Annotated in this window: 15 protein-coding genes; 10 read left to right on the forward strand and 5 right to left on the reverse strand. The window is 44.6% G+C overall.

The window, feature by feature from the left end; translation table 11 throughout:
- Window positions 1–48 precede the first annotated feature (48 nt).
- A complete protein-coding gene (locus W234_RS14060) occupies window positions 49–3744 on the reverse strand; it encodes an autotransporter assembly complex protein TamA (protein ID WP_227501950.1) in 3696 nt (1231 codons plus the stop codon).
- Window positions 3745–4207: 463 nt separating this feature from the next.
- Here W234_RS14060 and W234_RS0111915 point away from each other — a divergent pair, with 463 nt between their 5' ends.
- The 7 genes from W234_RS0111915 (at window position 4208) to W234_RS14595 (ending at window position 13418) form a co-directional block, all read left to right on the forward strand.
- The gene (locus W234_RS0111915; RefSeq protein ID WP_025647062.1) at window positions 4208–5533 is read left to right on the forward strand and encodes an MFS transporter; all 1326 of its coding nucleotides are present in this window, start codon (window positions 4208–4210) and stop codon (window positions 5531–5533) included.
- A gap of 211 nt (window positions 5534–5744) precedes the next feature.
- Window positions 5745–6389 (forward strand): 2-polyprenyl-3-methyl-6-methoxy-1,4-benzoquinone monooxygenase, encoded by a 645-nt coding sequence (gene coq7 / locus W234_RS0111920; RefSeq protein ID WP_025647063.1) that lies wholly within the window; start codon window positions 5745–5747, stop codon window positions 6387–6389.
- A gap of 250 nt (window positions 6390–6639) precedes the next feature.
- Window positions 6640–7653, forward strand: a complete 1014-nt coding sequence (locus W234_RS0111925; RefSeq protein WP_025647064.1) for a tetratricopeptide repeat protein — start codon at window positions 6640–6642, stop codon at window positions 7651–7653.
- Between the two features lie 255 nt (window positions 7654–7908).
- Window positions 7909–10371 carry an esterase/lipase family protein gene (locus tag W234_RS0111930; protein ID WP_025647065.1) on the forward strand — a complete coding sequence of 821 codons (2463 nt, stop codon included), beginning with the start codon at window positions 7909–7911 and terminating at the stop codon, window positions 10369–10371.
- Window positions 10372–10731: 360 nt separating this feature from the next.
- Window positions 10732–12240 (forward strand): cytochrome ubiquinol oxidase subunit I, encoded by a 1509-nt coding sequence (locus W234_RS0111935; RefSeq protein ID WP_037059821.1) that lies wholly within the window; start codon window positions 10732–10734, stop codon window positions 12238–12240.
- Window positions 12240–13256: a cytochrome d ubiquinol oxidase subunit II gene (gene cydB / locus W234_RS0111940; RefSeq protein ID WP_025647067.1), complete on the forward strand. Its 1017-nt coding sequence runs from the start codon at window positions 12240–12242 to the stop codon at window positions 13254–13256. The genes W234_RS0111935 and cydB overlap by 1 nt, the downstream gene beginning before the upstream one ends.
- Window positions 13257–13301: 45 nt before the next feature.
- Window positions 13302–13418 carry a DUF2474 domain-containing protein gene (locus tag W234_RS14595; protein ID WP_156923998.1) on the forward strand — a complete coding sequence of 39 codons (117 nt, stop codon included), beginning with the start codon at window positions 13302–13304 and terminating at the stop codon, window positions 13416–13418.
- Between the two features lie 109 nt (window positions 13419–13527).
- Here W234_RS14595 and W234_RS0111950 read toward each other — a convergent pair whose 3' ends face one another.
- From W234_RS0111950 to W234_RS0111960, 3 genes are all read right to left on the reverse strand, one after another.
- The gene (locus tag W234_RS0111950) at window positions 13528–14277 is read right to left on the reverse strand and encodes an MBL fold metallo-hydrolase (protein WP_025647068.1); all 750 of its coding nucleotides are present in this window, start codon (window positions 14275–14277) and stop codon (window positions 13528–13530) included.
- A 299-nt stretch (window positions 14278–14576) separates the two neighbouring features.
- Complete coding sequence (murU, locus tag W234_RS0111955; RefSeq protein WP_025647069.1) at window positions 14577–15305, reverse strand: N-acetylmuramate alpha-1-phosphate uridylyltransferase MurU; 729 nt, start codon at window positions 15303–15305, stop codon at window positions 14577–14579.
- A 36-nt stretch (window positions 15306–15341) separates the two neighbouring features.
- Window positions 15342–16508 carry an aminoglycoside phosphotransferase family protein gene (locus W234_RS0111960; protein ID WP_227501949.1) on the reverse strand — a complete coding sequence of 389 codons (1167 nt, stop codon included), beginning with the start codon at window positions 16506–16508 and terminating at the stop codon, window positions 15342–15344.
- Window positions 16509–16888: 380 nt separating this feature from the next.
- On the opposite strand from W234_RS0111960, the gene W234_RS0111970 reads away from it, so the two are divergent.
- The 3 genes from W234_RS0111970 (at window position 16889) to W234_RS0111980 (ending at window position 22157) form a co-directional block, all read left to right on the forward strand.
- Window positions 16889–19846: an LPS-assembly protein LptD gene (locus W234_RS0111970; RefSeq protein ID WP_025647071.1), complete on the forward strand. Its 2958-nt coding sequence runs from the start codon at window positions 16889–16891 to the stop codon at window positions 19844–19846.
- A 101-nt stretch (window positions 19847–19947) separates the two neighbouring features.
- A complete protein-coding gene (locus tag W234_RS0111975) occupies window positions 19948–21345 on the forward strand; it encodes a peptidylprolyl isomerase (protein WP_025647072.1) in 1398 nt (465 codons plus the stop codon).
- A 539-nt stretch (window positions 21346–21884) separates the two neighbouring features.
- On the forward strand, window positions 21885–22157 hold the full coding sequence (locus tag W234_RS0111980; RefSeq protein ID WP_025647073.1) for a hypothetical protein: 273 nt from the start codon (window positions 21885–21887) through the stop codon (window positions 22155–22157).
- Between the two features lie 420 nt (window positions 22158–22577).
- Here the strand turns inward: W234_RS0111980 and W234_RS0111985 are convergent, their stop codons facing one another.
- The gene (locus tag W234_RS0111985) at window positions 22578–23732 is read right to left on the reverse strand and encodes an endonuclease/exonuclease/phosphatase family protein (RefSeq protein ID WP_198013363.1); all 1155 of its coding nucleotides are present in this window, start codon (window positions 23730–23732) and stop codon (window positions 22578–22580) included.
- Window positions 23733–23918 lie beyond the last annotated feature (186 nt).

Raw genomic sequence — 23918 nt, forward strand, 5'->3', positions numbered from 1 at the left:
TTAGCTTAGTTATAAGTTCTTAGTTAAAAGACTTAATTATGCATCCGCTTATAACGGCGAGCCGATAAAGAAATGCAAACGCACCGGAATACTATCCTCTGTCACCCCAGCTGCCACATCGACTCGCACCACACCAACAGGCGACGCCCAGCGAATACCAACGCCGACCCCTACTTTAGTATCAGTTTTGAAGTCTTTATCATAAGCATTACCCACATCGGTGAATAATGCCCCGCGGAAACCCGGTCTAAATTCATAGTTATATTCAGCACTACCGACGGCGAGAATCTGTCCACCAGTCAGATAACCGTTTTCTAACGGTGATAAGCTCTCATAATCATACCCGCGAATACTCTGATCACCGCCGGCGAAGAAGCGTAGCTTATAAGGCACTTCATAAAAGTCATCCGCCCAAATATACCCGGTATTGAAGCCGCCTAGCACTTGGTGCTTATCATCCTCACCAAAGCTATAAATACCGCTGACACCGGCGCGCACAATCGCCAGATCAGTATCGCTAAGTACGCTCTCAGCGCCGGCTTCGATACCATAATACTGACGATAGCCGCTGGTAGGATTGATAGCATTGTTGACGTCGGTTTTATTAATACCGTAACCAAACAACAAAGCTTGCTGCGTAGGTCTTGAAGAGGTGAAACGTACCGGTAGATCTTCTAACTTTGTATCGTCAACCCCAGTTTCGAGCTCATCTAACCGATAACGTACCGAATAGCTCCTATTCCAGCCGCTCTCTTTACGAATATTTCTAGCCAAAGCTGCCTTTACAGTATTAGTCGATAGATCAAAGTTCCCTTCACCTTGATCGATGACTTCCTCTTCATAAGTCAGACGCGCCTCTAATTTATCATTGAGCGGATGCTTCCAAGGGCGACTACCATAGACAGTCACGTTTTTACTGATGCGTGAGGCTTCTACTTCCGCGCCGGCTTGGTAGCCCTGACGATTAACCAAATTATAGTCAATCTTTGCAGTAGCACGGATATCGGTATCAGTACCATAACCCAGACCAATCTGAGCATCACGCGGCTTATCTGCGGAGACAAAGACGTACAAAGGCACTTTTTTACTTTCAAAAACCTCTTCAGGGGTAATACGATTGGCTAAAGTTGGCGGTACAAAATCCTCATCAAAAATGGTTTCTTCTTCAGGGAATATCTTCTCGGCAATATTACTGATTGAGTCGCTGATTTTTCCTAAGAAGTTCTCAGCCTTTTCGTCCTTTTCATCCAATACCCGATCATTAGGTAGGCTACTTAAACGATTGGCTTTGGCTTTGACTTCTTGTAATTTATTTTGCGTTTGTTCATCGACTTGGAACTCAATAGGAGCGATATCAGCGGCATCAACGGTAGTGCCACTGTTCGCCTCAAGGCTTTCAGCAACAACCTCTGAATCATCCTCATCACTGCTAAGATTGTCACGGCTCTCGCCAATGAGATCAGTATCGCCAGCGCCTACGTTTGCCCCTTCTTTAACATCAATGTCTAAATCGCCATCTTCTACATTATCTGACTGATTAGCAGTATTATCAAAAGCTAGCGTACTGCCAGCACTCAGCTCATCGGGTGGCAATAAGCTCTCAACGTTGACCGTATTGAAGTAGCGCGTTGCCGCTAGATCATTACTTAACTTGGTCACATCGGGACGATAAAAAGGATCACCAGCTTCAAAGTGTAGCAACTGACGCAGTAAAGGCAGCTCTACGGGTAGCTTATCAGGGTCGCGCGTGAGGGTGCCTGTCGCCTCATCGTACGTAAAAAACACCACGTCATCGAAGTCATAACGAACCCCAGTATCATAAACGAGTGATATATCGGCTTTATTATCTGGCAAGATGATGTCGACCGATTTATTCAGCCAATTCTCATCAAAATAGCCATAAGTGCGGCTTAGAGCCTCAAGAGCAGCCTTACTATTTTTATAAACTCTATGGTTAAAGACATCGCCCTCTGCTGGCAGCGCTGTCTCTTCTAGCGTTTTAAACTCGGCTTGCTCGGCGCCCTCACCACGGACATCGACGATACGGCTATCGACAATTACCGGTTCACCCAGCTTTTCGATGATCACATCGATACTGTTGGCATCCGGCTGACGTAGTTTGAGAGAAATATCATAATAGCCTACAGCTTTTGCCGCATTCAGAGCGGTCTCTCGCAGGCGTGGCAGGGCTGCGGTGAAGTCAGTGACCGACTGAACGGTAGTATCATCGATAGCAGCTTTGATATTATTAATCGGCTGAATATCTTCATCAGCCTTGATCAGTCTTGGCGTACCCTGAGCCGCATCATTGGTAGCATTGTTAGGGCTTCTATCTGCGTCTTGCTGCAGATAAACCGTGGTCTCAACACGCGGCAACGCTGCTACGCCGCCGTTAAATAGGCGATTATACAAACGTTTGACAATACCGCCTTCATTGCGAGCTAATGGTTTAGAATTATTCGCTTGAGTCACGCCTTCTGCGACGGCGTCAGCATTGTCCTGTGCTTGATAATCTGGCAGATAGTCATCAGGATTAAGATCGCCGCTTTGATCACTATTTTGATCATCAGCCACCTCGCCATCGCTGGCCTCGATTTGTGCTTCAGCGATAGTATCATCAGCACCTGTCACTGAACGATTGTCTTGCTGCGCTAATATCTGCTCAGGATTGTTTTTCTCAGTGATGTCAGCACCGTCATCGACTCGGCCACTACTAACAGAGTCGCTCACCTCAATAGGACGCGCCATTATCTCTGCTGTTTGTGCCTGCTCTTCTGGAGTTTGTGCGCGGTTTAAAGTCTCAAGATTGTTGGGCGTAGGCAAAGTCGCAGAGTCGATTTTTGGATCTAATCCTAAAGGTAATTGCTGACTATCAAGTCGGGCAATAGGCGCATTAAAGCCTTCGTCATTTAAAACAGTACGGTCATTAAAACTATCGAATTGACTGTCTACCTTATTACTATCAAAGCTGTTTGGGTCGCTACTAAACCCTGCATCAAAAACATCATCTAAACCGTCGGTGTTGCCATTACTCGTACTCTCCATAAAAGAGTCATTCTCAGCGTCCAAAGCCGCAAGTTCCCGATCAATCTGTTCGGGAGTCATCATCTGATACCCTTGCTGCTGTATCGCCGTTGCCTGTCGTTGCAGCTCGGCATCGCTATCAAAATCATTGTTACTGACTGGCGATACATCCGCTTCATTACTATTATTGTTTTCAGCGTCCGTGCCAGTATTTATCTCACTAGTATTAATATCGCCATCTTGGCTGACTTCTTCACTGAACTCATCGAGTACGGATTTATCGACTTCTCCCTGCTCAAAATCTCTTCTTAGGCGCAAAGCCTCTAAAGCCGCATCAAGCTCCGCTTCTGAGTCAAAATCAATAAGGCTATCGTCTGAACCATCCTGCGCTACATTGGTTTGTGAAGTGCTCTGAGAGTTGTTTTGGACTTCTACTTGCGGGTTAGACGCTGTAGGGCTTTGTGCCGCCTCTGCGCGAGGGTCGGTCTCAGCGGCACTGGCAGAGGCCATCCCAACACCAACCAAAACACTAGCGACAGCGCTAAATAAAGCGGTTCGGGCAAAATGGTGACGTACGCCAATGCTTGTGTGCTGAGCATGCGCGCCGATTAGCGCTAACCGATTAGAGGTAGATGACAGGGCCGTGCTGGATACACAAGGTTCCGACACGAGTATCGAAGCGGTCATTGAAGCGTGATGCAATGAGGGGTTACTTCTCATGACTAATACTATCCTATCATCTAATATGGCCACTTAAGCCTAGCGTAACGGTCAACAAACGCTCTAAAAAGCCTGTTTATAGCCTTGTAAAGCGAACCTATTGATATAGCGAAAACGATGCACACTTAACGATGTAGAGGCTGATAATTATCAAAATATCACTGCTGCATCAGGGCTTATAAAATTTACAAATCATAACTGAGCTCACGAACATATCATAGCATTTAACACATGTATTTGCCCCAAAGCCTTGCTATTATACGAGGTTAAAATCATAAAACCTATCATATATTTTAATAAGTTATTGATACTATTTATAATTACCATATTAGCAACAGCATAACCGCTATCCCTCGTATGGTAGCCTCTGGTCACGTCTGATAGCGTCATTATCCGACTACCCGTTTTTATCTTGATCTGTGGTTATTTAAACGATTAAAAGTACTCGCTCATAGGAAGCCTCATGGCAAATCAGTTTCAGTTATTCAAGCGGCGGCGTTTTAGTGCCATGTTTTTTACCCAGTTTTTGGGCGCTTTCAATGACAATATTTTTAAGCAGGCACTGATATTAGTGCTGACTTATACGGCCGCAAGCCAGCTCGGTGCTGAGGTTAGCATTCTTAACAACTTAGCCGCGATGCTCTTTATTTTGCCATACTTTTTATTCTCAGCGCTCGCCGGACAAATCGCCGATAAGTTTGAAAAATCCAAACTCACGCGTTTGGTAAAAATACTTGAGATCGTCATTATGACAGTGGCCGCTATTGGCTTTATGTTTGAGTGGTATGTGCTACTGTTTGTGGCGTTATTTTTGATGGGTACCCATTCTACCTTTTTTGGTCCTATTAAATATGCTTATCTACCCCAAGCAATGCGAGAAGATGAGCTGGTTGGCGCTAATGGCTTATTTCAGATGGGTACGTCTTTGGCAATTTTGCTAGGGATGATTATCGCAGGAGTATTAACGCAGCTACCGCAGTCGCTATACTGGATCAGCGCGACTGTGCTTTTGGTCTCATCTCTAGGTTATCTAGCTGCGCGCGGTATTCCGCACATGCCAGCCATGCAGCCGAAGCTAAATATCAACTGGAATATTTTTACCACTAGCCTATCAACGGTTCGCTACTTGTATTCGCTGCCCTTTTTATTTTTTATTATTTTAGGCAATAGCTGGTTTTGGTTTTATGGCGCGACTTTTTTGACACAGACGCCAGAATTTAGCAAAGTTATCTTACAAGGTGATGAGTCAGTCGTGATATTTTTACTGACTTTGTTTTCTGTAGGGGTCTCTATCGGCTCACTGCTGTGCAAGAGACTGACCAAAAACGAGGTTAGTTTGCGTCTACTGCCCTTTGGCATTGCCGGTTTAAGTATTTTTGCAATTGATCTTTATTTTTCTTTATCAGGGCTGAACATACAGCCTGCTGGGGATACTCTATTAACAATTGGCGACTTATTTGGAGTACCGGGAACTTGGCGTGTTTTTGTAGACTTATTCTTCTTAGGGTTTAGCGGCGGTCTGTATATTGTGCCGCTTTACGCCTCAATGCAAGCTTATGCGCCAAAGAGTCATCGCGCGCGTATAGTCGGCGCTAATAACATTTTTAATGCCATATTTATGGTCGGTTCTGCTATTTTTGCTATTGTAGTATTGAATAGCTTGCAGCTGACACTACCGCAGTTATTTTTGGTCACCGGCATATTAAATATTGGCTATGGCACCTTTTTGTACTTAAAGCTCAAAAAGCATCAACAGCAAGCTGTCATACAAAACCATGATGAAGGTTAAATGCTTTAGTATAGTTAGCTGAATGTAAAACTTTTACGGATTTAAACGCGCTACTGGTATAAATTTTACTTGCGTGCTGCGTTCCCAGAGGCTGCGCAAAATTCATCCCAGTAGCGCTATGACATTTTTAGAGTGTATCGACTATATTAATAGTATCAGTCGATAATCAGTAAGATGAATGTAGAAAACCGTACTTTATTAGGAGTTGTTTATGACAGCGCGTCCTCTTTCAAAGATTGACCATTTATTATTGAGCGTTGATAAAGCGCTACGAGCGGTAGTGCCGCACTCAAACCCAAGCTCTCGGCCCCTACCTGTGAGTAGCGATGAGATTCCTGAGCTGAGCATCACCGAATCTCGCCATGTCGCAGGCCTTATGCGTATCAACCATACCGGTGAGGTCTGCGCGCAAGGCCTCTATCATGGTCAAGCCTTTACCGCAAAAGACGAGACCGTCAAGCAAGCCATGCACCAATCTGCTACTGAAGAGGTCGATCATCTCGTTTGGTGCGAGACTCGCCTTGATGAGCTTGGTAGCCACCCAAGTGTCTTTACGCCGCTATGGTACGGCATGTCCTTTGGTTTGGGCGCGGTGGCCGGAGCTATCTCTAACGAGTTCAGTCTAGGGTTTGTCGCTGAGACAGAAGCGCAAGTCAGTGAGCATCTACAAGATCATATCGCCCAACTGCCTGCGCAAGATCAGCGTACTCGTGAGATACTAGCGCAAATGGACATCGAAGAGCTGCATCATCGTCAGCTTGCCCTTGATAATGGCGGTGCGGCGCTAGCACCACCGATACGCCGCAGTATGCGTTTTATGGCGAATTGTATGAAAAGTGCTGCTTATCATATATAAGTAAAGCAGTCATAGCTTGGCGCTGCAAACGATGGCAGAGGATTTACGGATAACGTCTGCCAGATAATGTTTAGTATTATTATTAACAATCCTACCGTTGCGAGCGCTGATACTAATTGCTAGGGTATGAAAAAATAAACTGCTTTGATAGCTTTGACTGCATTGACCTAAACACTTATTCATATAAGCAAAACTAAGATCAGTGAAAACCTCACTTTTCCCTTGAGACTACTAAAAGGCAACCGTTTTTATGAAACACAATATAACTCACAAATTTGCAACTCTGACTGCTCTAGCAGCGGCTTGTACTATGCTGTTGACCACCCCAGCCCTTGCAGCACCTGATAGCGTCACCGCAAGCGTGCCTAGCGCTAAGGACTCAAGTCAGCGTATCATTCGCCGTGCCCAGCCAGCCAACACTCAATCTGGCGCGCAGCCTATTCCGGTGCAGTCAAATGTAGCGACTCCAGCAGCCGCGGCTACTAATAGCGTAGCAAATGAGTCGGAGCGTGCTACTCGCGTGTATCAGCGTGGCCCTATCACTAGTACGGGCATCGATATTAGCCAAGGTCAGCTTCGCAATATCCCAGCGCCGCAAGCGACTATCTCTGATATCAGCTTTATCTCAACCGTACTTATCCCTACCAAGCGCGGTGTAGGCGCAGATAGGCTCGACGTTAGCTTACTTGATCATTTTATCGAAGACGTCTCGCCCAATGCGCGCCACTATCCACCAAACTTCCCCAACCGCTCACAGCGCTACTACACGCGCGAGAAGATTAAAGTATTAGCAGATTGGATTGAGCCTTTTGCCAGTGCGCCAGACGCTTCTTATGAGGTCTTAATTCGCGCCGCTAAGCTCAATGGTATGGGCCGCAACTTAGATTTGGGCTCAGATTATGCCGTACGCGGTGGTCAATATATAGATCGCGCAATCAAAGCTCAGCCTGACAGCGCTGAGGCCAACTTTTTATATGGCATGATGCTCTCAGAAGGCGGCGGTTTTAAGGAAGGTCAAAAGTATCTTGACCGAGCGGTTGGCCTAGGCTATACCGAAGCAGAACAAAGCTTGGCTCAATCTGATCTGTTAAGCGATCGCCGCAGTGAAGCACTCTCGCGCCTGCGTCGTCTCGAGCAAAAAGTACCAGATAATAAAGTAATACGTCAACAAATCAAACTCATTGAAGACGGGAAATACTATATCTGGGATCTACCCGCTCCTGATATCAATGTCAGCCCGAATAGTATCAACCAGACCAGTTAATCGGCAGTTAAAGATAGCATTATCTAAAACAGCGGTCGTTTAAAATAATATTAGTCGCTGAGGCTGACTTTAGTTATCAAGCCAGTCGATTATAGCGCCGCTTTAACAGCGCGCCTGCTTTATAGTGATTGAGTAGTGACTCACTATTATCTATAAAGCAGGCGCGCTTTTTTTGTTTTAGCGCTATACTGTTTGAGGTTTTATCTTATCGAATCTGTCTTTATTCTATATTGAGATTATCTACTGAGACTCGCTATGACTGTTGCAAGTAACGCTGTAAACGCTATAACATCTGCTCACAAACAAGCGCTTTTGGCTATCACTATTATTACCTCTACACTACTTGTCAGCGCTTGTAGTACGGTATCTGTAAGCCAGCAAAGCAAGTCCAAAGTCATTAGTAGCCAACGCGGTAATATCGTCTCAGACAATAAACTCAGTAGTAATACCGCGTCAACCTTGCTCTCGGCTGGTCTCAATGAAACGGCCTGTTTGCAGCACTTTGATCTGTGTTTAGGGCAGCTCTCTGATAGTCTCCTCGATGATAATTATCGTTCGCCGCTTGCTATCTTCGCTGAGCTGCATTATGCCAAAGCAAGGCAATTAGCCGAATCTTCAGACTGCCTCGCTGCGCTATCTCGGCCACCGATTGACCCCTACTTTGCCAACGCCCCACTCGATGAGGAGCAAGCAAAAAGTAAAGAACAAAGAACATCCGCTTGTCTTATGAATTATCAACAGCGGCTGTTTGATGCCGTCAAATCAAGCTACGCGTATCTATTTTATGACAGATTAGAACACGACTTTGAGAACGCTACTCAAAAACAAAAAAGCGCACCTTTACAAAACCGCATTCCAAACGATGTCGATATTCAAACTCAAGATATCTACAATGCCGCGAGCAATGACATCATAACCAAGCTGTATCAATCTAAAGCCCGCACTAAGAAGATGTTTGGCAACACTCACATTGAGTACTTACCAACAACAGCTACCGACGATTCAGCCCAAACCGCTATTTCTAATAAAGTTGCGATGGGCGGGCGTGCCACAGACCAAGTCAAGGTCATGACGGTGCAAGTTGGGGACTATGGTCTCAATGTCCATCTACCCAATGAAGACCAGTATCTACAAAACGCTCGTGAGCAAACTTCTGCTTTGACAGATCTGACCTCTACTTATGAGCTGCGTCTTACGGGACTAAACTCGATAAGTAAGCGGCCAGGTTTAGGTATTAGCTTCGTGGCGTCTCTCAATGACCGTTACACGACCACTATTCGCCAGCTGCTCGTCTCCTCTTTGTCAGGTAGATTGGCTCAAGACAATAGCACCGATAACGACGAAAGCATAAGCAATGAGGACCCGAGTAGTCGAATCTACCCTAGCGGTCATTTGCTGATGACCGGTTTGATTAAACCTGTAGGAGATAGCGTATTAGATGTACTCAGTAGCGAGCAACTCGATATTCATCTATATAACCCTTACCGCAGTGAGAGCACTACTATCTTAGGCGAAGACTATCCGCTGGCAGCGAATTTTTCGGCAGGTTATGGTATGTGGCTTGCAGAGAATCAACTAGACGGCGTCGGCTACTTAAACCTAATCACTCGTCAACAAAAAACCAATCTGCCCAAATTGTTTATGCTTGAGCCTTATGACCCTAACAAGCGGGTATTGATTATGCTGCACGGGTTAGCCTCGAGTCCTGCCACTTGGGTCAATTTGACTAACGATATTTTGAATGATGATAAATTACGTGAGAATTATCAGGTTTGGCAGATATTTTATCCCACTAACTTGCCTATATTAGAAAACCGTTATCAAATTCAGCAACTCATTGAAGCAACTTATCAGCAAACAGATCCTGATGGTCAAAATATTGCCAGCCAAAACAGCGTCATTATCAGTCATAGTATGGGCGGTATCATAGCGCGCATGATGTTATCTGATGAAAACCTGATAGATGATTTGGACAGACTTGATGAACAAGGGACGCTCTCTGCTAGTGAAAAACGAAAAATACGCGACGCGCTTAAGCAGTCTTTTGGTGAAGAGCAATTAGAAAAACGCTTTAGATTGCAGGCTTTGCCGCAGGTAGATACTGCCGTATTTTTATCAACGCCTTTTCGCGGTACCGACTACGCTGATCGCTGGTTCACCCGTGCGCTGCGCCGCATTGTGTATCTGCCCGTTGGGCTGGTCAAGACGGTCACAGACAATCTGGCGACCATTGCCACCCAAGGCGACTTAGCCAATAATCCTCTAGGCGCTTTATACTTGCAAAATGGAGCAAGCCAGCTGAGTAATAAGTCCTCTTTTATCCAATTAACCAAAGATATCTCTATTAACGATCGTATTACCTATCACTCCATTATCGCTAATAACGATGCCGATATCACTCAAGGTTTGGCAAAAATGCAGCCAGGCGGGGCTAAGATAGACTTATCACAAGCGCAAGCAGAAGATAGCGACTCCAATACTGTCGATAACACAGATAGAAATGTACGCCGCGAGCCTTTAGTCGCCGCTGTTACAGTTGATGGCGATATCAGTCAAGCCATCACTGAGCGGTTGTCTGACGGTATTGTGCCTTATACTAGCGCTCACCTTGAAGGTGCGGCTTCTGAGACCATTATCAACGGCGGCCACAGTATTCAACAAAACCCGCAAACGATTTTGACTTTGCGCCGTATTTTGTACAAACAACTTCAAGAGTAAGCCTATCTTTTATAGCTAACTTACAAAAACTGGCAACGTGCTGTTGATTTTCACAGTTTTGGTTTTCAATAGCCTCGTCATGACTGTTAGGTATGCTTTGGTAACATGGCACAACTTGCACCCGCTGTACAGCGAGCGCATAATGACTTCAATATCATCTTCAGTCGTATCTAGTAAGACTACTCAATTGCTTAGATCGATTGTCTAGATAGTAAAAATATAGTTTATAAGGACATAGATTCCACACCAGCCAAATTATTTTTGGCTATTGCCCGTGATAAAGGTTTATATATTGCGGACAGTTACTTGCGCGTATTATGGATAGTTACGCCAATCAGTTAACCAATATAGGTAACCCTTATGTTTGCCTCTTTTATGATAGATCAAATGGACGCGCTGATGCTCGCGCGTATTCAGTTCGCTTTTGTCATCTCTTTTCATATTGTCTTTCCTGCGTTCTCTATCGGTCTTGCCAGCTGGCTGACCGTATTAGAATTTCGCTGGCTCAAAACGGGTGATCCCATTTACGCTGAAGTTTATAAACACTGGGTGAAGATATTCGCCGTGGTGTTCGGTCTTGGCGTGGTGTCAGGCGTGGTGATGTCCTACCAGTTCGGCACCAACTGGGCGGTGTTCTCAGACAAAGCCGGTAACGTCTTAGGGCCTTTGCTTGCTTATGAGGTGTTAACTGCGTTTTTCTTAGAAGCATCATTCTTAGGTATTATGCTCTTTGGGTGGGGGCGCGTCAGCAAGCGCATGCACTTTGCCTCGACGGCAATTGTCGCTGTCGGTACGCTGATATCAGCCACTTGGATTTTATCAGCTAATAGCTTTATGCAGACGCCGCAAGGCTTTATGATAGGCGCTGATGGCCTTCTGTATCCAACCAATTGGCTTGAGATTATCTTTAACCCCTCCTTCCCTTACCGTCTTGCACATATGGTGACGGCAGCATTTTTGACTACTGCTTTTGTCATCGGCGGTATTGGTGCCTATTACCTGCAGTCCAAAAAGCATCAAGATCATCGCAAGCATGGCCGCGTGATGCTAGGTATGGCGATGATTATGGCCATCTTTGTAGCGCCGCTACAAGTGCTCATCGGTGATGAGCATGGCTTGAACACCCTTGAACATCAGCCTGCAAAAGTGGCGGCGATGGAAGGTATTTGGGAAGACGAGCGCGGCGCGGCACTACGTTTATTCGCGATACCTGATCAAGATAACCAAACCAATAAGTATGAAGTGAGTATTCCTTATGTCTCGGGTTTAATTTTGACCCATTCATTAGATGGAGAGGTCAAAGGACTCAAAAATTGGGCTGTCGAGGACCAACCGCCTGTTGCTATTGTCTTTTGGGCATTTAGGATTATGGTGGGTATTGGTATGCTCATGGTACTTGTTGGCTTATTTAGTGTTTACAAGTACTTTAAAAAACAACAATTTAATCCTGAGAGTAAATGGTTCCATAGGGCTTGGATGTTTATGACGCCGATGGGCTTTATTGCGATACTAGCTGGCTGGTTCGTCACCGAAACAGGACGTCAGCCCTGGACCGTCTATGAAGTCATTCGTACTAGCGAGAGTATGTCGCCCATTGCAGCACAGCAGGTGGCGACGACTTTGATTGGCTTTATCGTACTGTATATCTTTGTCTTTGGCGCAGGTAGCTTTTACATTATCCGCCTGATTACTCAAGGGCCTAAACCGTACGAGGATCCTTCAGAGGATACTTACTATGATCATTCTGTGACCGAAGCTCAGGGCCGTGCTTTGAGTGGTGATAATGCGCCGCAAGAAAAAACAAAGGATAAGAGTGATGAGCATCTAGACAGTCCTGCTGATGATGTTGATGATGGAGGGTTGCGCTAATGTTTAACTTTGGTGATGTATTAGACTTACCCCTTATCTGGGGCGGACTTATCGCGCTATCGGTCTTTATCTATGTGCTACTCGATGGCTTTGATTTGGGCTGCGGTATTTTGTTTCCCTTTGCAGGCTCAGATAAGAACCGAAGCCGGATAATGAACTCTATCGCCCCATTTTGGGATGGTAACGAGACCTGGCTAGTGCTTGGCGGCGGCGGCTTGTTTGCCGCTTTTCCTGTCGCTTATGGCATTATCATGAGCGGCTTGTATCTACCTGTGACCTTTATGCTCTTTGGACTCATTATGCGCGGGGTGGCCTTTGAGTTTCGCTTTAAAGCCAATACCCGTCGTCATGTTTGGGACACGTTTTTCTTTGTAGGCTCAGTGATCGCTACCTTCTCACAAGGCATTATGCTTGGCGCTTTGGTACAAGGACTCGAGGCCAGCAACCGCTTATATACTGGCGGTCCGTTTGACTGGCTCACGCCCTTCTCTATCGTTTGTGGTTTTGCCATGATTATCGGCTATGCGCTACTGGGTTCCACTTGGCTGATTATTAAGACAGAACACACGCTACAAGTATGGGCGCGCAAAGTCTCAGGTTGGATGCTCTCAGCGCTTATAGCCTCTATGATTGTAGTTACCGCCTTTATGTTCTTCTCTGATATTGAGGCGCTCGAGGGTTGGTTTAGCTTCCCAGGTCTGCTATATCTTGCCCCTATGCCGATTGTCGTATTGGCTCTGTTCTTTTTGATGCGTAAAGACCTTAAAACAGAACGTGAATATCGTCCGTTTTTGTTAGCCGTAGCGCTGTTTTTGATGGGTTATATTGGCGTCTGTTTTGCTATATTCCCATATATAGTGCCTTATCAGATGACCATTTATGAAGCGGCAGCCGCCGATACCTCATTGTCGTTTATGCTGATAGGCGCGGTTATCATGTTACCGATTATCTTAAGCTACACTGCGTTTGCCTATTATACGTTCAAGGGCAAATCTGATCACAATCCGATGTACTGATATCTAATCAATAACAGATGTCATAGACAATAAAAGGATAAGATTATGAAAAAGCTAAGTAAAAAACAAAGTCAATGGGCATGGTTCGTGGGTTTATATTTGGCAGGGTTTTTAGTCGTTTTTACCTTTGCACAATTAATCAGGCTTGCGATGGGACTATAAACTCCATCAGTAAAAAAACGCAGTCTTGATTATCAAGGCTGCGTTTTTTATTACGCTTATAAGCTGCGTGTCAATTGTCAGTCCTAGAAATTGTTAGTCCTAGAACAGGCTAGCCTTGCGGACTTTGTGTCATTTGGCGACAGTATCCTGCCAAGTTCTCAGGTAAATCCTCTGGACAAACGCCGCACTGCTTATTACCCGGTACCGCATAATTGATAAATTTTGGATACGGTAGGTTTAGATTATTCATAATGACCCTAAACTCCTCTATCGTCGTATCACCGCCAAGTCTTGGGTTGCGCTTTTTTTCTTGCGCAATTGAAGACACAAACCTCTCTTTATAGTCATGTGCAGGATACACCAAGGTCTCATCTGGTAAAGAAAACAGTTTGTCTCTTACAGAATGATACAGGGCGTCTGCGTCACCATTTTGAAAGTCCGTGCGACCGCAGCCTTCAATCAGTAAAGCGTCTCCTGTAAACACCCGCCCATCAAAGATATAGGCAAAATGCCCATCAGTATGCCCTGGTGTATGCAAAGGATGCAAAGTAATACCATCAAGCTCAAAGGGCACGCCGTCCTCTAAGCCAATATCTGCGCACTCCAAGCGATCATAGGCAGGTGCTGCAATCTTACTGCCCACTTCACGCTTCATCTCCAACGCTGCGGTAATATGATCAGCATGAATATGCGTATCAATGGTATAAGCTAGAGTCAAGCCAAGCTTATGTAGCTCAGCGAGGTCGCGATCCATCGTCGCAATGACAGGATCAATCAAGACGGCTTGTCCAGTACTCGTGTCCCCTATCAAATAGGTATAAGTACTAGAGAGCGGTTCATATAATTGCTTAAAAATCATAATCATTCCTTTTTGATGTGCATGGTTTATCGATACTGATATTTTGTAGTTTATCATTTCAGTAAAGTTAATATTTTCTATATTTAATCATTATATATTACATTATAGTATATATAATAATAAATATCTGGGTGCTGTGCTAGATTTGGTAACGTACAAGCGATTACTAGTATTACGTTCCATTAACAGAGATTAATATGCTGTAATCTGAAACAGTACCTGTATTAAAAAGGCTGCACTATTGTAATAGCGCAGCCTTTCTAATGATTATCACTGTTTAACTGTTTAATAAATGACTTTTAAGAATCAGATTTATCATTTGTAGAATGATGTTTAACAAACGCATTGACTTGCTCTAAGCGCTCAGGCGTACCGACATCTATCCAGTTATCGGTAATGACTTCTGCGGTGATCTGAAACTTAAGCATCGCTTGCTTAAGTAGTGGCGCAAGAGCAGCAGGCTGACCACTAACTAGACCATCTAGTAGTCTTGGTGACATCACACTAATACCAGCAAAAGTATACTTATCCGCATCAGCAATCGGCTGCTCGCTTGCCAAGCCATTATTGATAGCGAAATCACCACCGTTATTATGCTCAGGATTATCAATCAATAATAGGTGCGCGCGTTGATCGGCACTAAGCTCATAGCTTTGTAATTGCGCAAAATCATAGCTCGTCCACACATCAGAATTGACTAAAATAAACGGCTCATCTCGTAGCTTACCCGTTTGCAGCGCTTGAAAGATACCGCCTGCTGTCTCTAATGGCTCATCGCCTTCTTTTGACCAATGCAAATTTACGCCATATTGTGAGCCATCACCTAGCGCTGCCATCAGCTTATCAGCCAGCCATGAGGCATTAATAGTGATATCAGTGATACCAGATGCTTGTAGTGCTTTGATATGCCAGACAATCAAAGGCTGTCCACCGACTTCAACGAGTGGTTTTGGTGTCTCAAGGGTCAACGGACGCAGGCGTGTACCTTTGCCTGCTGCTAATATCATCGCTTGCGTTATTGCAGACATATCTGCTCCCTGATGTTATAAATTAGTGTAATAGGTTTAAATATACTGCTGCACAAACTTAGCCTGATAAGCGGGTAATACGGTCTCTTCCATCCACTGCTTAAAGGGAATAAGTGCCTGCTTTACCTCCTCACTACCCTGCTTACTCAGCCAGTCAAGCTCGAAGAGTAAATCGCTCATGACCTTTGGAATATCGGCCAGATAACGACTCTTACCATCACGCTCAAACAAACGAATAAAGATACCGAGCACCTTTAGATGACGCTGAACGCCCATCACATTGACATCGTTTTCAAGCTGCTCAGCACTATCAGTAGTGGTCAGCTCAGCGTTTTTCTGCCTCTGCCAAAAGTCCTTAATCCAGCTAGAGATTTGTACTTCAGGCCAGTCGACATAAGCATCACGGACTAAGGAGACCAAATCATAACTATAAGCGCCGATAACTGCGTCTTGAAAATCGATGACGCCTAAGCGCGAATGATCAGCTTGGTCTTGCATCAGATTACGACTGTGATAATCGCGGTGAACGACGACTTGTGGCTGCCGCAAAATCTCATTAATTAATGTTGTTTTGACAGTCTGCCAAAGACTAGCGTCTAAACTGACCTCAATGTGCGGTATAAACCAGTCACTAAATAAGTCCATCTCGCGATTGAGCAGCTCTTCATTATAATCAGGAAGCTGGTGCTTATCTTTGGCAGTCTCTACCGGCACTTGCTGCAGTGCAATCAAAGTCTGCATAGCCGCTTGATAATACGCATCGACTTGCGCCGGAGTTGCCCCAACCAGTAAGTGCGCAAACTCCACCGTACCAAAATCTTGCAGCACCAAAAACCCTTGCTCCATATCTTGCGCGATAAGGGTTGGTACATTAATCGCTGGTGCCATTAAAGCGGTGACGTTGATAAACTGCTGCATCGCTTGCTGCTCATCAGCAGAGTCCATCACTATATAATGCTCAGCTTCATCACTATCTGATTGGTTTAACCATTGTAGACGATGGTACTGACGACTGCTGGCATCCCCTGGCAAACTGTCGAGCTTAAAGTCTTGACCGGCAAATACTTGCTGCAACCAATGCAGTAGCTGCTGCTGACGCTCATCAGCGGCCTCGGTATCGCTCCCTATTTGCGTTGGGGTTTGGATGCTGATTGTAGAATCAGTATTCTTAAGCATTTTATCTGTCATCGCGCTAGTAGTCATAAAAAAATCGCCGGTTAAATAGAGTGATAAGTCAGGCAAATACTTGCTAAAATAACGAACCATCTGAGAGTGCTTAGTATTTTTATCCGTCTTATTGACTCGCTACTCACGATTAGCCCGCTTATCAATAAGCAAATACCTTGCTGCATTACAAAATTTGCAGCAATAGTGTAGCTGATTTGGTTTTTTTTGACTATCATAAGTCAAAATAATTGTCGCTTTGCTCATTACCCACTCATTGAACAAAGATTAAACTAGTTTTTCGCGTTATAAAGTTGAGTAGCTAACTTTTGGTTTGATACTTACTTTTAAGATTCATTGACTATCTGTCTCTATCGTCATCCAGTCGGCTAATAGGTTCTACAATCATAGGTGTGCCCTTGTTATATTCTCCGCTCTACCAAAGCATTCGCATGATTTTATTCGGTGCGTTAAGCCTATCTAGCTTAACCGTTAGTGCTGCTATCACCGATGATGACCAACAGATGCGCGAGCCTTTGGCGACTGAAGGAGCTGAACGCGCAGTGGCGGATCTCGATACAGCTAGCGCTAATGATATGGCTGTGACGTCCCTAGAGAAGAGTACCGCTATAGGCTCAGTAACTGCTGTAGAGAACAACACTACGCTAGTAAACGATGATGCACAAATAGCGGCTAACATGGATACAGAGCAGATTGCGGTTGTTGACGCCACTATCGAGGCTAACACTGATACTGATACTGACATTACTGCTACTAATGTTGAAAAGTTAAATTTCGACGACGACACTATTCAAGATAGCTTGATGCGCTTGGCAGAATTTTATGAATTAAAACCCGATAGCGATGTGACTAATGTTAACCAGGCGGCCACCAATACTGCCGCAAGCCTAGTCGATAATGACGTACCTATCGCGGAGCTAGATAACACCTTAGAGACAAAGCAAACCTTGCCCAAGCTAGGGAGTGATTTAAATGTTGTTCCCATTACTGTCGATACTGCGCCGCGCTGTGAAGGTCAATGGGTCTACCCTGATCGCAATCCAAATTACCAGCGGGCAATAAATGAGGCCAATCGCGACGCCAATGCGCCTCTAAACGATCAAGACTCTATATATGCTGAGTCTGATTATGGTTATTATGATAATGTTGATTATGCTGAGTTGTCTGGCAACGTGATTATCGATCAAGGTGAGCAGCATATCGAGGCCCAAAAAGTAGTTTTGGATCTCAGCAGTGGCGTGGCAGCAGCACAAGGGCAAGTGATGTTCACTGACCAAGCGATTGGCAATGCGCCAAACCGCGGTACGGCAACCGAGCGCCCGGCGGCCACTGTTAATGATAAAGTCTCACAAGGTGGTTTGATTGGCGTCGCGGACAGCTTAAATTATAATACCGAAACCGGACAATCAACAGCTAAGGACGTGGCTTTTGCTAGCGTAGAGCTGCAAGCGCACGGCTATGCCAAGCGCTTAAACCGCCCTAACGAGACGCAGTATGAGCTTGATGAAGTGATGTTTAGTACTTGCCCGCCGACCAACCGCAAATGGCAGTTTGATGCCAAAAGCATCGATTTAGATACCGAAACAGGCCGCGGCGAAGCTTACAACACAACGTTTAAAATTGCTGATGTACCGGTATTTTATTTACCCTATTTTAATTTCCCTATAGACAATAGACGCAGCAGCGGCTTCTTATTACCGAGCGCGAGTGTCGGTAGTAAAAGCGGCCTTGAAGTTGACGTACCTTATTATTTTAATTTAGCGCCGAACTACGATGCCACCCTTAATACTCGCGTTTATACCAACCGTAACCCCATGCTCTCAGGAGAGTTTCGTTATCTAACCGAAAATTATGGTGAAGGTATACTCAACGGCTCCTATTTGCCTAATGATAAAGAGTATGATGGTGAGGATCGTAGCAGTCTGTTTTATGATCACTATTGGTCCTCTAATAGCATTCCGCGCTTGAGCGGTGATGCCAAATACAGCTATGTCTCTGACGCGGACTATCTTAATGATTTTGATACTTTAGGGTTATCTGACAATACGCTCAACCTGCCGCGCCGGGCTCGGCTCAATTATTATAACGACTATATCAATGGTGAGCTCAAAGTTGAAACCTATCAGACTCTCGACGCTTTTACCAATACTGGCGAGCGCTTAGAAGATAAAGATAAACCTTACTCGCGCTTACCACAGCTATCGCTCAACTATCGCCTGCCTTGGTCTGATAATATAAACTTCACAGGGGTTCATGACTCAGCCTACTTTAAAAAGTCGATTGACGATGGCTCTGAGGCCGAAAAAAGCGGCGTTAGAGTTTATAATAAGCTAAGCGCCGCTTATCCTATCGAGGCTGCGTGGGGGTATATCAACCCTAAGCTGAGCTTACAGCACCTATATACTTCCTATGATCAAGACAGCTTAGACGCTAATAATCTCGATGAAGACGATGGTAGCCAGTCCGTATTTGTCCCGCAAGCAAGCATCGATGCTGGTCTGAACTTTTATCAGTCAGGCTCACCTTTTGGCGCTTTTGATGACACCATGGGCGGTTATCAGCTACTGAGCCCGCGGCTGAAATATACCTACTCTCCTTTTGAAGATCAGAACGATATTCCTAACTTCAACACGCGTATCGCTTCTATTAACTATCAGCAGCTCTTCTCGGACAGCTGGTTTTTGGGGTATGATCGTCTGCAAGATTTGCACGCCATTACCCCTGGTATCAATTATCGTTACATCGATGCAACGGGTGTGACACGTTTTGATGGTAGCATTGCAGAGCAGTTTTATTATGATGATGGCCGAGTAACTTTAGAAGATCAGACGCCAGTATTCGACACTGACTCGTCAGGAATGGTTTGGAATACTAGCACTCAGCCTTATAATAACGTTTGGGTCGATGTCAGCGGCGCGCTAAACAGTAGCTATGATCTAAATTACATCACTACTGAGCTACGGTACCAGCCTTCAAGCAATAGCTTATTCAACGTCGGCTTCGTCAAGCGTCAAGAAGATGAAAACACCAACCAGCTTCCTATTTCAGCGCTAACGGCGTCAGCTATCTTTCCAATAAACAACAACTGGCGAGTACTAGCACAAGGGCAGTATGACTATCGGCGCAACCAAACCCTCGATGCGTTAGTTGGCATAGATTACGAAGATTGCTGCATTGGCTTTGCCGTTTATGGTCGTCGTTATTATAATGATCTAAATATCAACGATAAACCCAATCAAGCTATCATGGCTGAAATTAGGCTCAATGGTTTAGGCAGTGACAGTGGCCGCTTAACTCGCCTATTAGCAGATAAAGTATTAGGGTTTGAGCCGACACAAACGGCTTGGAAAGACTAGCAAACGATCTACCCTATCGCTATTTAAAGTTGGCTTTTTGCCTACCAGTGCATGCCGCTGATCAACCCATAACCGACATGACGACATCAATAAGGATTATCATGAGACTTTTTTCTTTACGCCAGACGAACCGAGCCATACTCATGAGTATGAGCGCCAGTCTGGGTCTTGTACTCGCGTTTAATGCTCAAGCGGCTACTGTTGAACCGACTAATACTCAAAATGCTAGTGCTCAAAGCCAGAATACCAACCGTCTAACCTCTGCTACCAGTACCGATGGCATTATCGCGCTAGTCAATGATAACGCTATTTTAAAAAGCGATTTGATCAATGCTATTATGCAAACCCGAGCAAGAGCGCAAGCGGCAGGCCAGCCTATTGCCAACTCACCGCAGCTACAATCTGAAGTTCTTAACGGCTTGATTCAGCGCGAGTTACAGCTCTCCCTTGCCAATAGACTTGGCTTACAGCCTGACGATGCAGCTATCAATCAGCGTTTGGCGCAGATTGCTCAAGCAGAAGGCGTTAATAGCCTCGCCGGTCTACAACAAAAACTAGATGCCAACCAGCCAGGTCGTTATGCTGCCCTACGAGCGAAGTTATTTGAAGATGCCGCTATCCAAGCCTTGCAGCAGCGCCAAGTCAGTAGCCGAGTCCGTATCAGCGAGCAGGATGTCGATGCTTTTTTAGCTTCCCCTGAAGCCAAACGTCTTAACCAAAATGAATATCAGACCATTCACGTACGTGTGCCTTATATTGACGACTACAGCCGGCTGTCAGCCGCTCAGCGCGAGCAGGCGCTTGCCGTAGCAAATACTCTGCGCACTCGGTTATTAGAGTCTAATGTCGATGTAGAGGCAGCCATGAGCGCCGCGCAAGGTAGCTACCCTATTCCACTACAAGGTGGCGATATGGGCTTCCATAGCGCTGCTGCGCTGCCAACTGAGCTATCAAGCCAGATTACTAAGCTCGACGTTGGTGAAGTGAGCGCGCCTTTGGTCACTCCAGAAGGAATCGATATCGTCAAGCTAGCCGATAAAACCGTCAATAGCAAAATGATTGTGCCCCAATGGGATGTTCGACATATCTTGGTCAAAATCGATGAGTTACAGACTGATAGCCTAGCCCAGCAAAAAATCAACGATCTGTATGAGCAGCTGCGTCAAGGTGCGGATTTTGCCAGTTTAGCCTCGACTTATTCTGATGATCCCGGCTCTGCTGGACGCGGCGGCGATTTGAACTGGGTTGGCGAAGGTGAGATGGTTGGAGAATTCGAAGCGGTAATGAAGAACACTACCGTCGGCGACTATTCTGCACCCTTTAGAAGCCAGTTTGGCTGGCACATACTAAAAGTCGATGATAAGCGCCAACAAGATATCAGTAACGAGTATCGTCGTGACCTAGCTCGCCAAGCCCTGTATCAACGCTTAGCACCACAAGCCACAGAAGACTGGTTACAAGAGCTACGAGCAGGCGCCTACATTCAAGTGATTGAATAATAGCGCTTAGCTCGTTCACAGACCCTTATACATTTCTCTCATTATCTTAACTCTGTAAGTTCTAGTCTGCGCAGTTACAAAGGGTATATGCCAAAGCATATGCCCTTTTTTTATTCTTCACGCAAAAGTCCATTAGACTCTATTCTAATAATGCTCAAATGATGCGATTATTGCTTCCAAGTCACTATCCGTAACTCATTAAAACCTTGTTAAATCTTTATTGATAATAAGAACTAAACAATTATTCTGCCGATACCATTTAAATCCTAATTATTCACGGTCAGAGTGTACTTTGTACTGTGACTCTTTACAATTATCTAGCTTAGCTATAGATTAATTAATAATAAAAACAAACACTTAAATACAAAAAGATGTCTTTTGATACCCAAGTATTATTTTCTATTTTTCATGCTATTGGTAAAATAACCATTAAATACAACCGCTTAGGTTTCGCCACGCTATCAGTGATATTAATAACAAAATACTGATAATAAAGGGCGTACTAATACTAGCGTTAACTAATATCAATAGGAGAATCAGTGATAAATACTGGAGACGTACTCATTTGCACAAGTGGAAATCAATTCTATAAAGAAGGCGAGTTATATACCGTCGGCGACTTTGTGAATGATAAATACTTTATTTTATTTACAGGTCATGACGATGAGCATTGGTATGCCACCATCGGTGAGCAAGGTATATATGTCAGTTTTGAGTGTCTAACTGAAGAGTGCAGCGATGCTTGGTTTTCCGTTACTGAAGACAAGAATGATGACTGGCTTAATGCCTATAATACTCTAGACCACGCTTAAAAATAGCCAAACATTATCTATAAAGTTTAGAAGTATTAAATGAAGGCTAGCAGCGTGTATAATTAGCAACATTTTTTATGAACAATAACGTCATCGAAAAAACTATAGACAAGAAAAAACCCGAACCTTGGGCAATAGGTTCGGGTTATTGGTATTTCGTTTTATTATTATTCTATCCTTGATGACTTATAATAAGTCCTCTCTAAGCCATTTTACACCGACTCATAACGCTTGAGCTGACTCAAGGCTATGCTATAAGCCTCAACACTGCATCCTTGACTATCCTTGTGTTGATGAGTCTATTATAGGCTGACCTCACCGCGCAAACTAGACGCCAAAAGCCCTATTTTTTGTACGCTTATGCTTACAGAGGATTTGAGTCATTTGTCTATGTCATATGTAAGTATAATATAAAAGTACCTATACCGGTTTTGCTGCCTGGTCTTGTTGTGCTTCGTTGTCTTCTTCAGCATGTTGTTGTGAGACTTTTTCTCCCTCTTCTTTACCTTCTTCGATTTTATGATTGGTCTCTTGGATGTCTTCGGTATCAGTTGTAGGAGCGTTTTGTTCCTGCTTACTGGCCTCTTGCGGCTCGTATTGTAAGGTAGTCATCACCGGGAAATGATCGGAGCCAATAGAGGGCATTCGACTGATGTCCACTAGCGTAAAGCACGCACTATGAAAAATATGATCTAGCGCCCAACGCAAAAAAGGATATTTGACGTGAAAGGTATTGATAAAATGACGTCCAATACGCGGATCAAGCAAGCCTGAGATGCGCTGAAAACGGCGCGTGGTTTTTGACCATGCCACATCATTGAGATCGCCTGCTAATATGGCCGTTTGCTCATGCTCTTTGATGTGTTTGCCGACCATCAGCAGCTCTGCATCACGCGTCGTGGATTTATCTGCTTCAGTAGGGCTTGGCGGCATAGGATGCAGGCAATACAGCCAAATCACTCGGCCACTTTGCAAGCGTAACTGACTGTGAATTGAGGGAATATCATCGATAATCAGATACTTGATTTCAGGATCTATCAGCTCAAGCTTTGAGTACAAGTGCATGCCATATAAGTTGTCTAAGGGAACTTTGACCGTATAAGGATAGTCAGGCTCTATCTGCTCAAGCGCTCGCTCCCACTTCTTATCTGTCTCCAACGCGATCAGAATATCGGGGTTTTTGTCGTTTACCAAATTGACTAAATCTTGCTTTTGCTCATTGGGCGTTAATACATTAGACACCATGATTTTGATCTGGTGCTCAGCCAGCTTTGGGTCATCGGTGGCGTTTTGTACTTCTTTTTTCCATAACTGCGTATAAGGAAGCACCATTCTAAGTTGATAAGCTAAAGTCAGACTCAAGGCCAAAAACAATAGCCACTGACCTATCTGCCACTCAGAGTAGAATAAAATCATCGCCGCCCAAGCGACGACTCCTAACACCATAATCTGGATGCGCGGAAACTCGACTACTCGGACCCACCAATTATCAAGGGGCATCCAGCCCCAAATGGTCAAAAAGGTGATAAACCCTGCTAACCATTGCGCGCCGTAATACAGTAAAGAGATATCCATAATATAGCTAACCATGTATTTAGATGAAGGCTAGGCCAAGAATAAAGTCTGACTCAATAAATATATTTATTATCATTTTTAATTGTCGTACTTAATTCTCAAGCTTACTTTTGGCCTTTTATTAAGAAGCCTACTTTAGCATTTCATTAAGCGAATAAACATTATAAAACGTTACTGTTTAGAGCT

Source organism: Psychrobacter sp. TB15, assembly GCF_000511655.1.
Lineage (GTDB): Bacteria > Pseudomonadota > Gammaproteobacteria > Pseudomonadales > Moraxellaceae > Psychrobacter > Psychrobacter submarinus.

Bases quoted from the DNA above. Each gene is read 5' to 3' on its own strand.
- W234_RS14060 (WP_227501950.1), bottom strand. From the start codon at position 3,744: ATGAGAAGTAACCCCTCATTGCATCACGCTTCAATGACCGCTTCGATA.
- W234_RS0111915 (WP_025647062.1), top strand. From the start codon at position 4,208: ATGGCAAATCAGTTTCAGTTATTCAAGCGGCGGCGTTTTAGTGCCATG.
- coq7 (WP_025647063.1), top strand. From the start codon at position 5,745: ATGACAGCGCGTCCTCTTTCAAAGATTGACCATTTATTATTGAGCGTT.
- W234_RS0111925 (WP_025647064.1), top strand. From the start codon at position 6,640: ATGAAACACAATATAACTCACAAATTTGCAACTCTGACTGCTCTAGCA.
- W234_RS0111930 (WP_025647065.1), top strand. From the start codon at position 7,909: ATGACTGTTGCAAGTAACGCTGTAAACGCTATAACATCTGCTCACAAA.
- W234_RS0111935 (WP_037059821.1), top strand. From the start codon at position 10,732: ATGTTTGCCTCTTTTATGATAGATCAAATGGACGCGCTGATGCTCGCG.
- cydB (WP_025647067.1), top strand. From the start codon at position 12,240: ATGTTTAACTTTGGTGATGTATTAGACTTACCCCTTATCTGGGGCGGA.
- W234_RS14595 (WP_156923998.1), top strand. From the start codon at position 13,302: ATGAAAAAGCTAAGTAAAAAACAAAGTCAATGGGCATGGTTCGTGGGT.
- W234_RS0111950 (WP_025647068.1), bottom strand. From the start codon at position 14,277: ATGATTTTTAAGCAATTATATGAACCGCTCTCTAGTACTTATACCTAT.
- murU (WP_025647069.1), bottom strand. From the start codon at position 15,305: ATGTCTGCAATAACGCAAGCGATGATATTAGCAGCAGGCAAAGGTACA.
- W234_RS0111960 (WP_227501949.1), bottom strand. From the start codon at position 16,508: ATGACTACTAGCGCGATGACAGATAAAATGCTTAAGAATACTGATTCT.
- W234_RS0111975 (WP_025647072.1), top strand. From the start codon at position 19,948: ATGAGACTTTTTTCTTTACGCCAGACGAACCGAGCCATACTCATGAGT.
- W234_RS0111985 (WP_198013363.1), bottom strand. From the start codon at position 23,732: ATGGATATCTCTTTACTGTATTACGGCGCGCAATGGTTAGCAGGGTTT.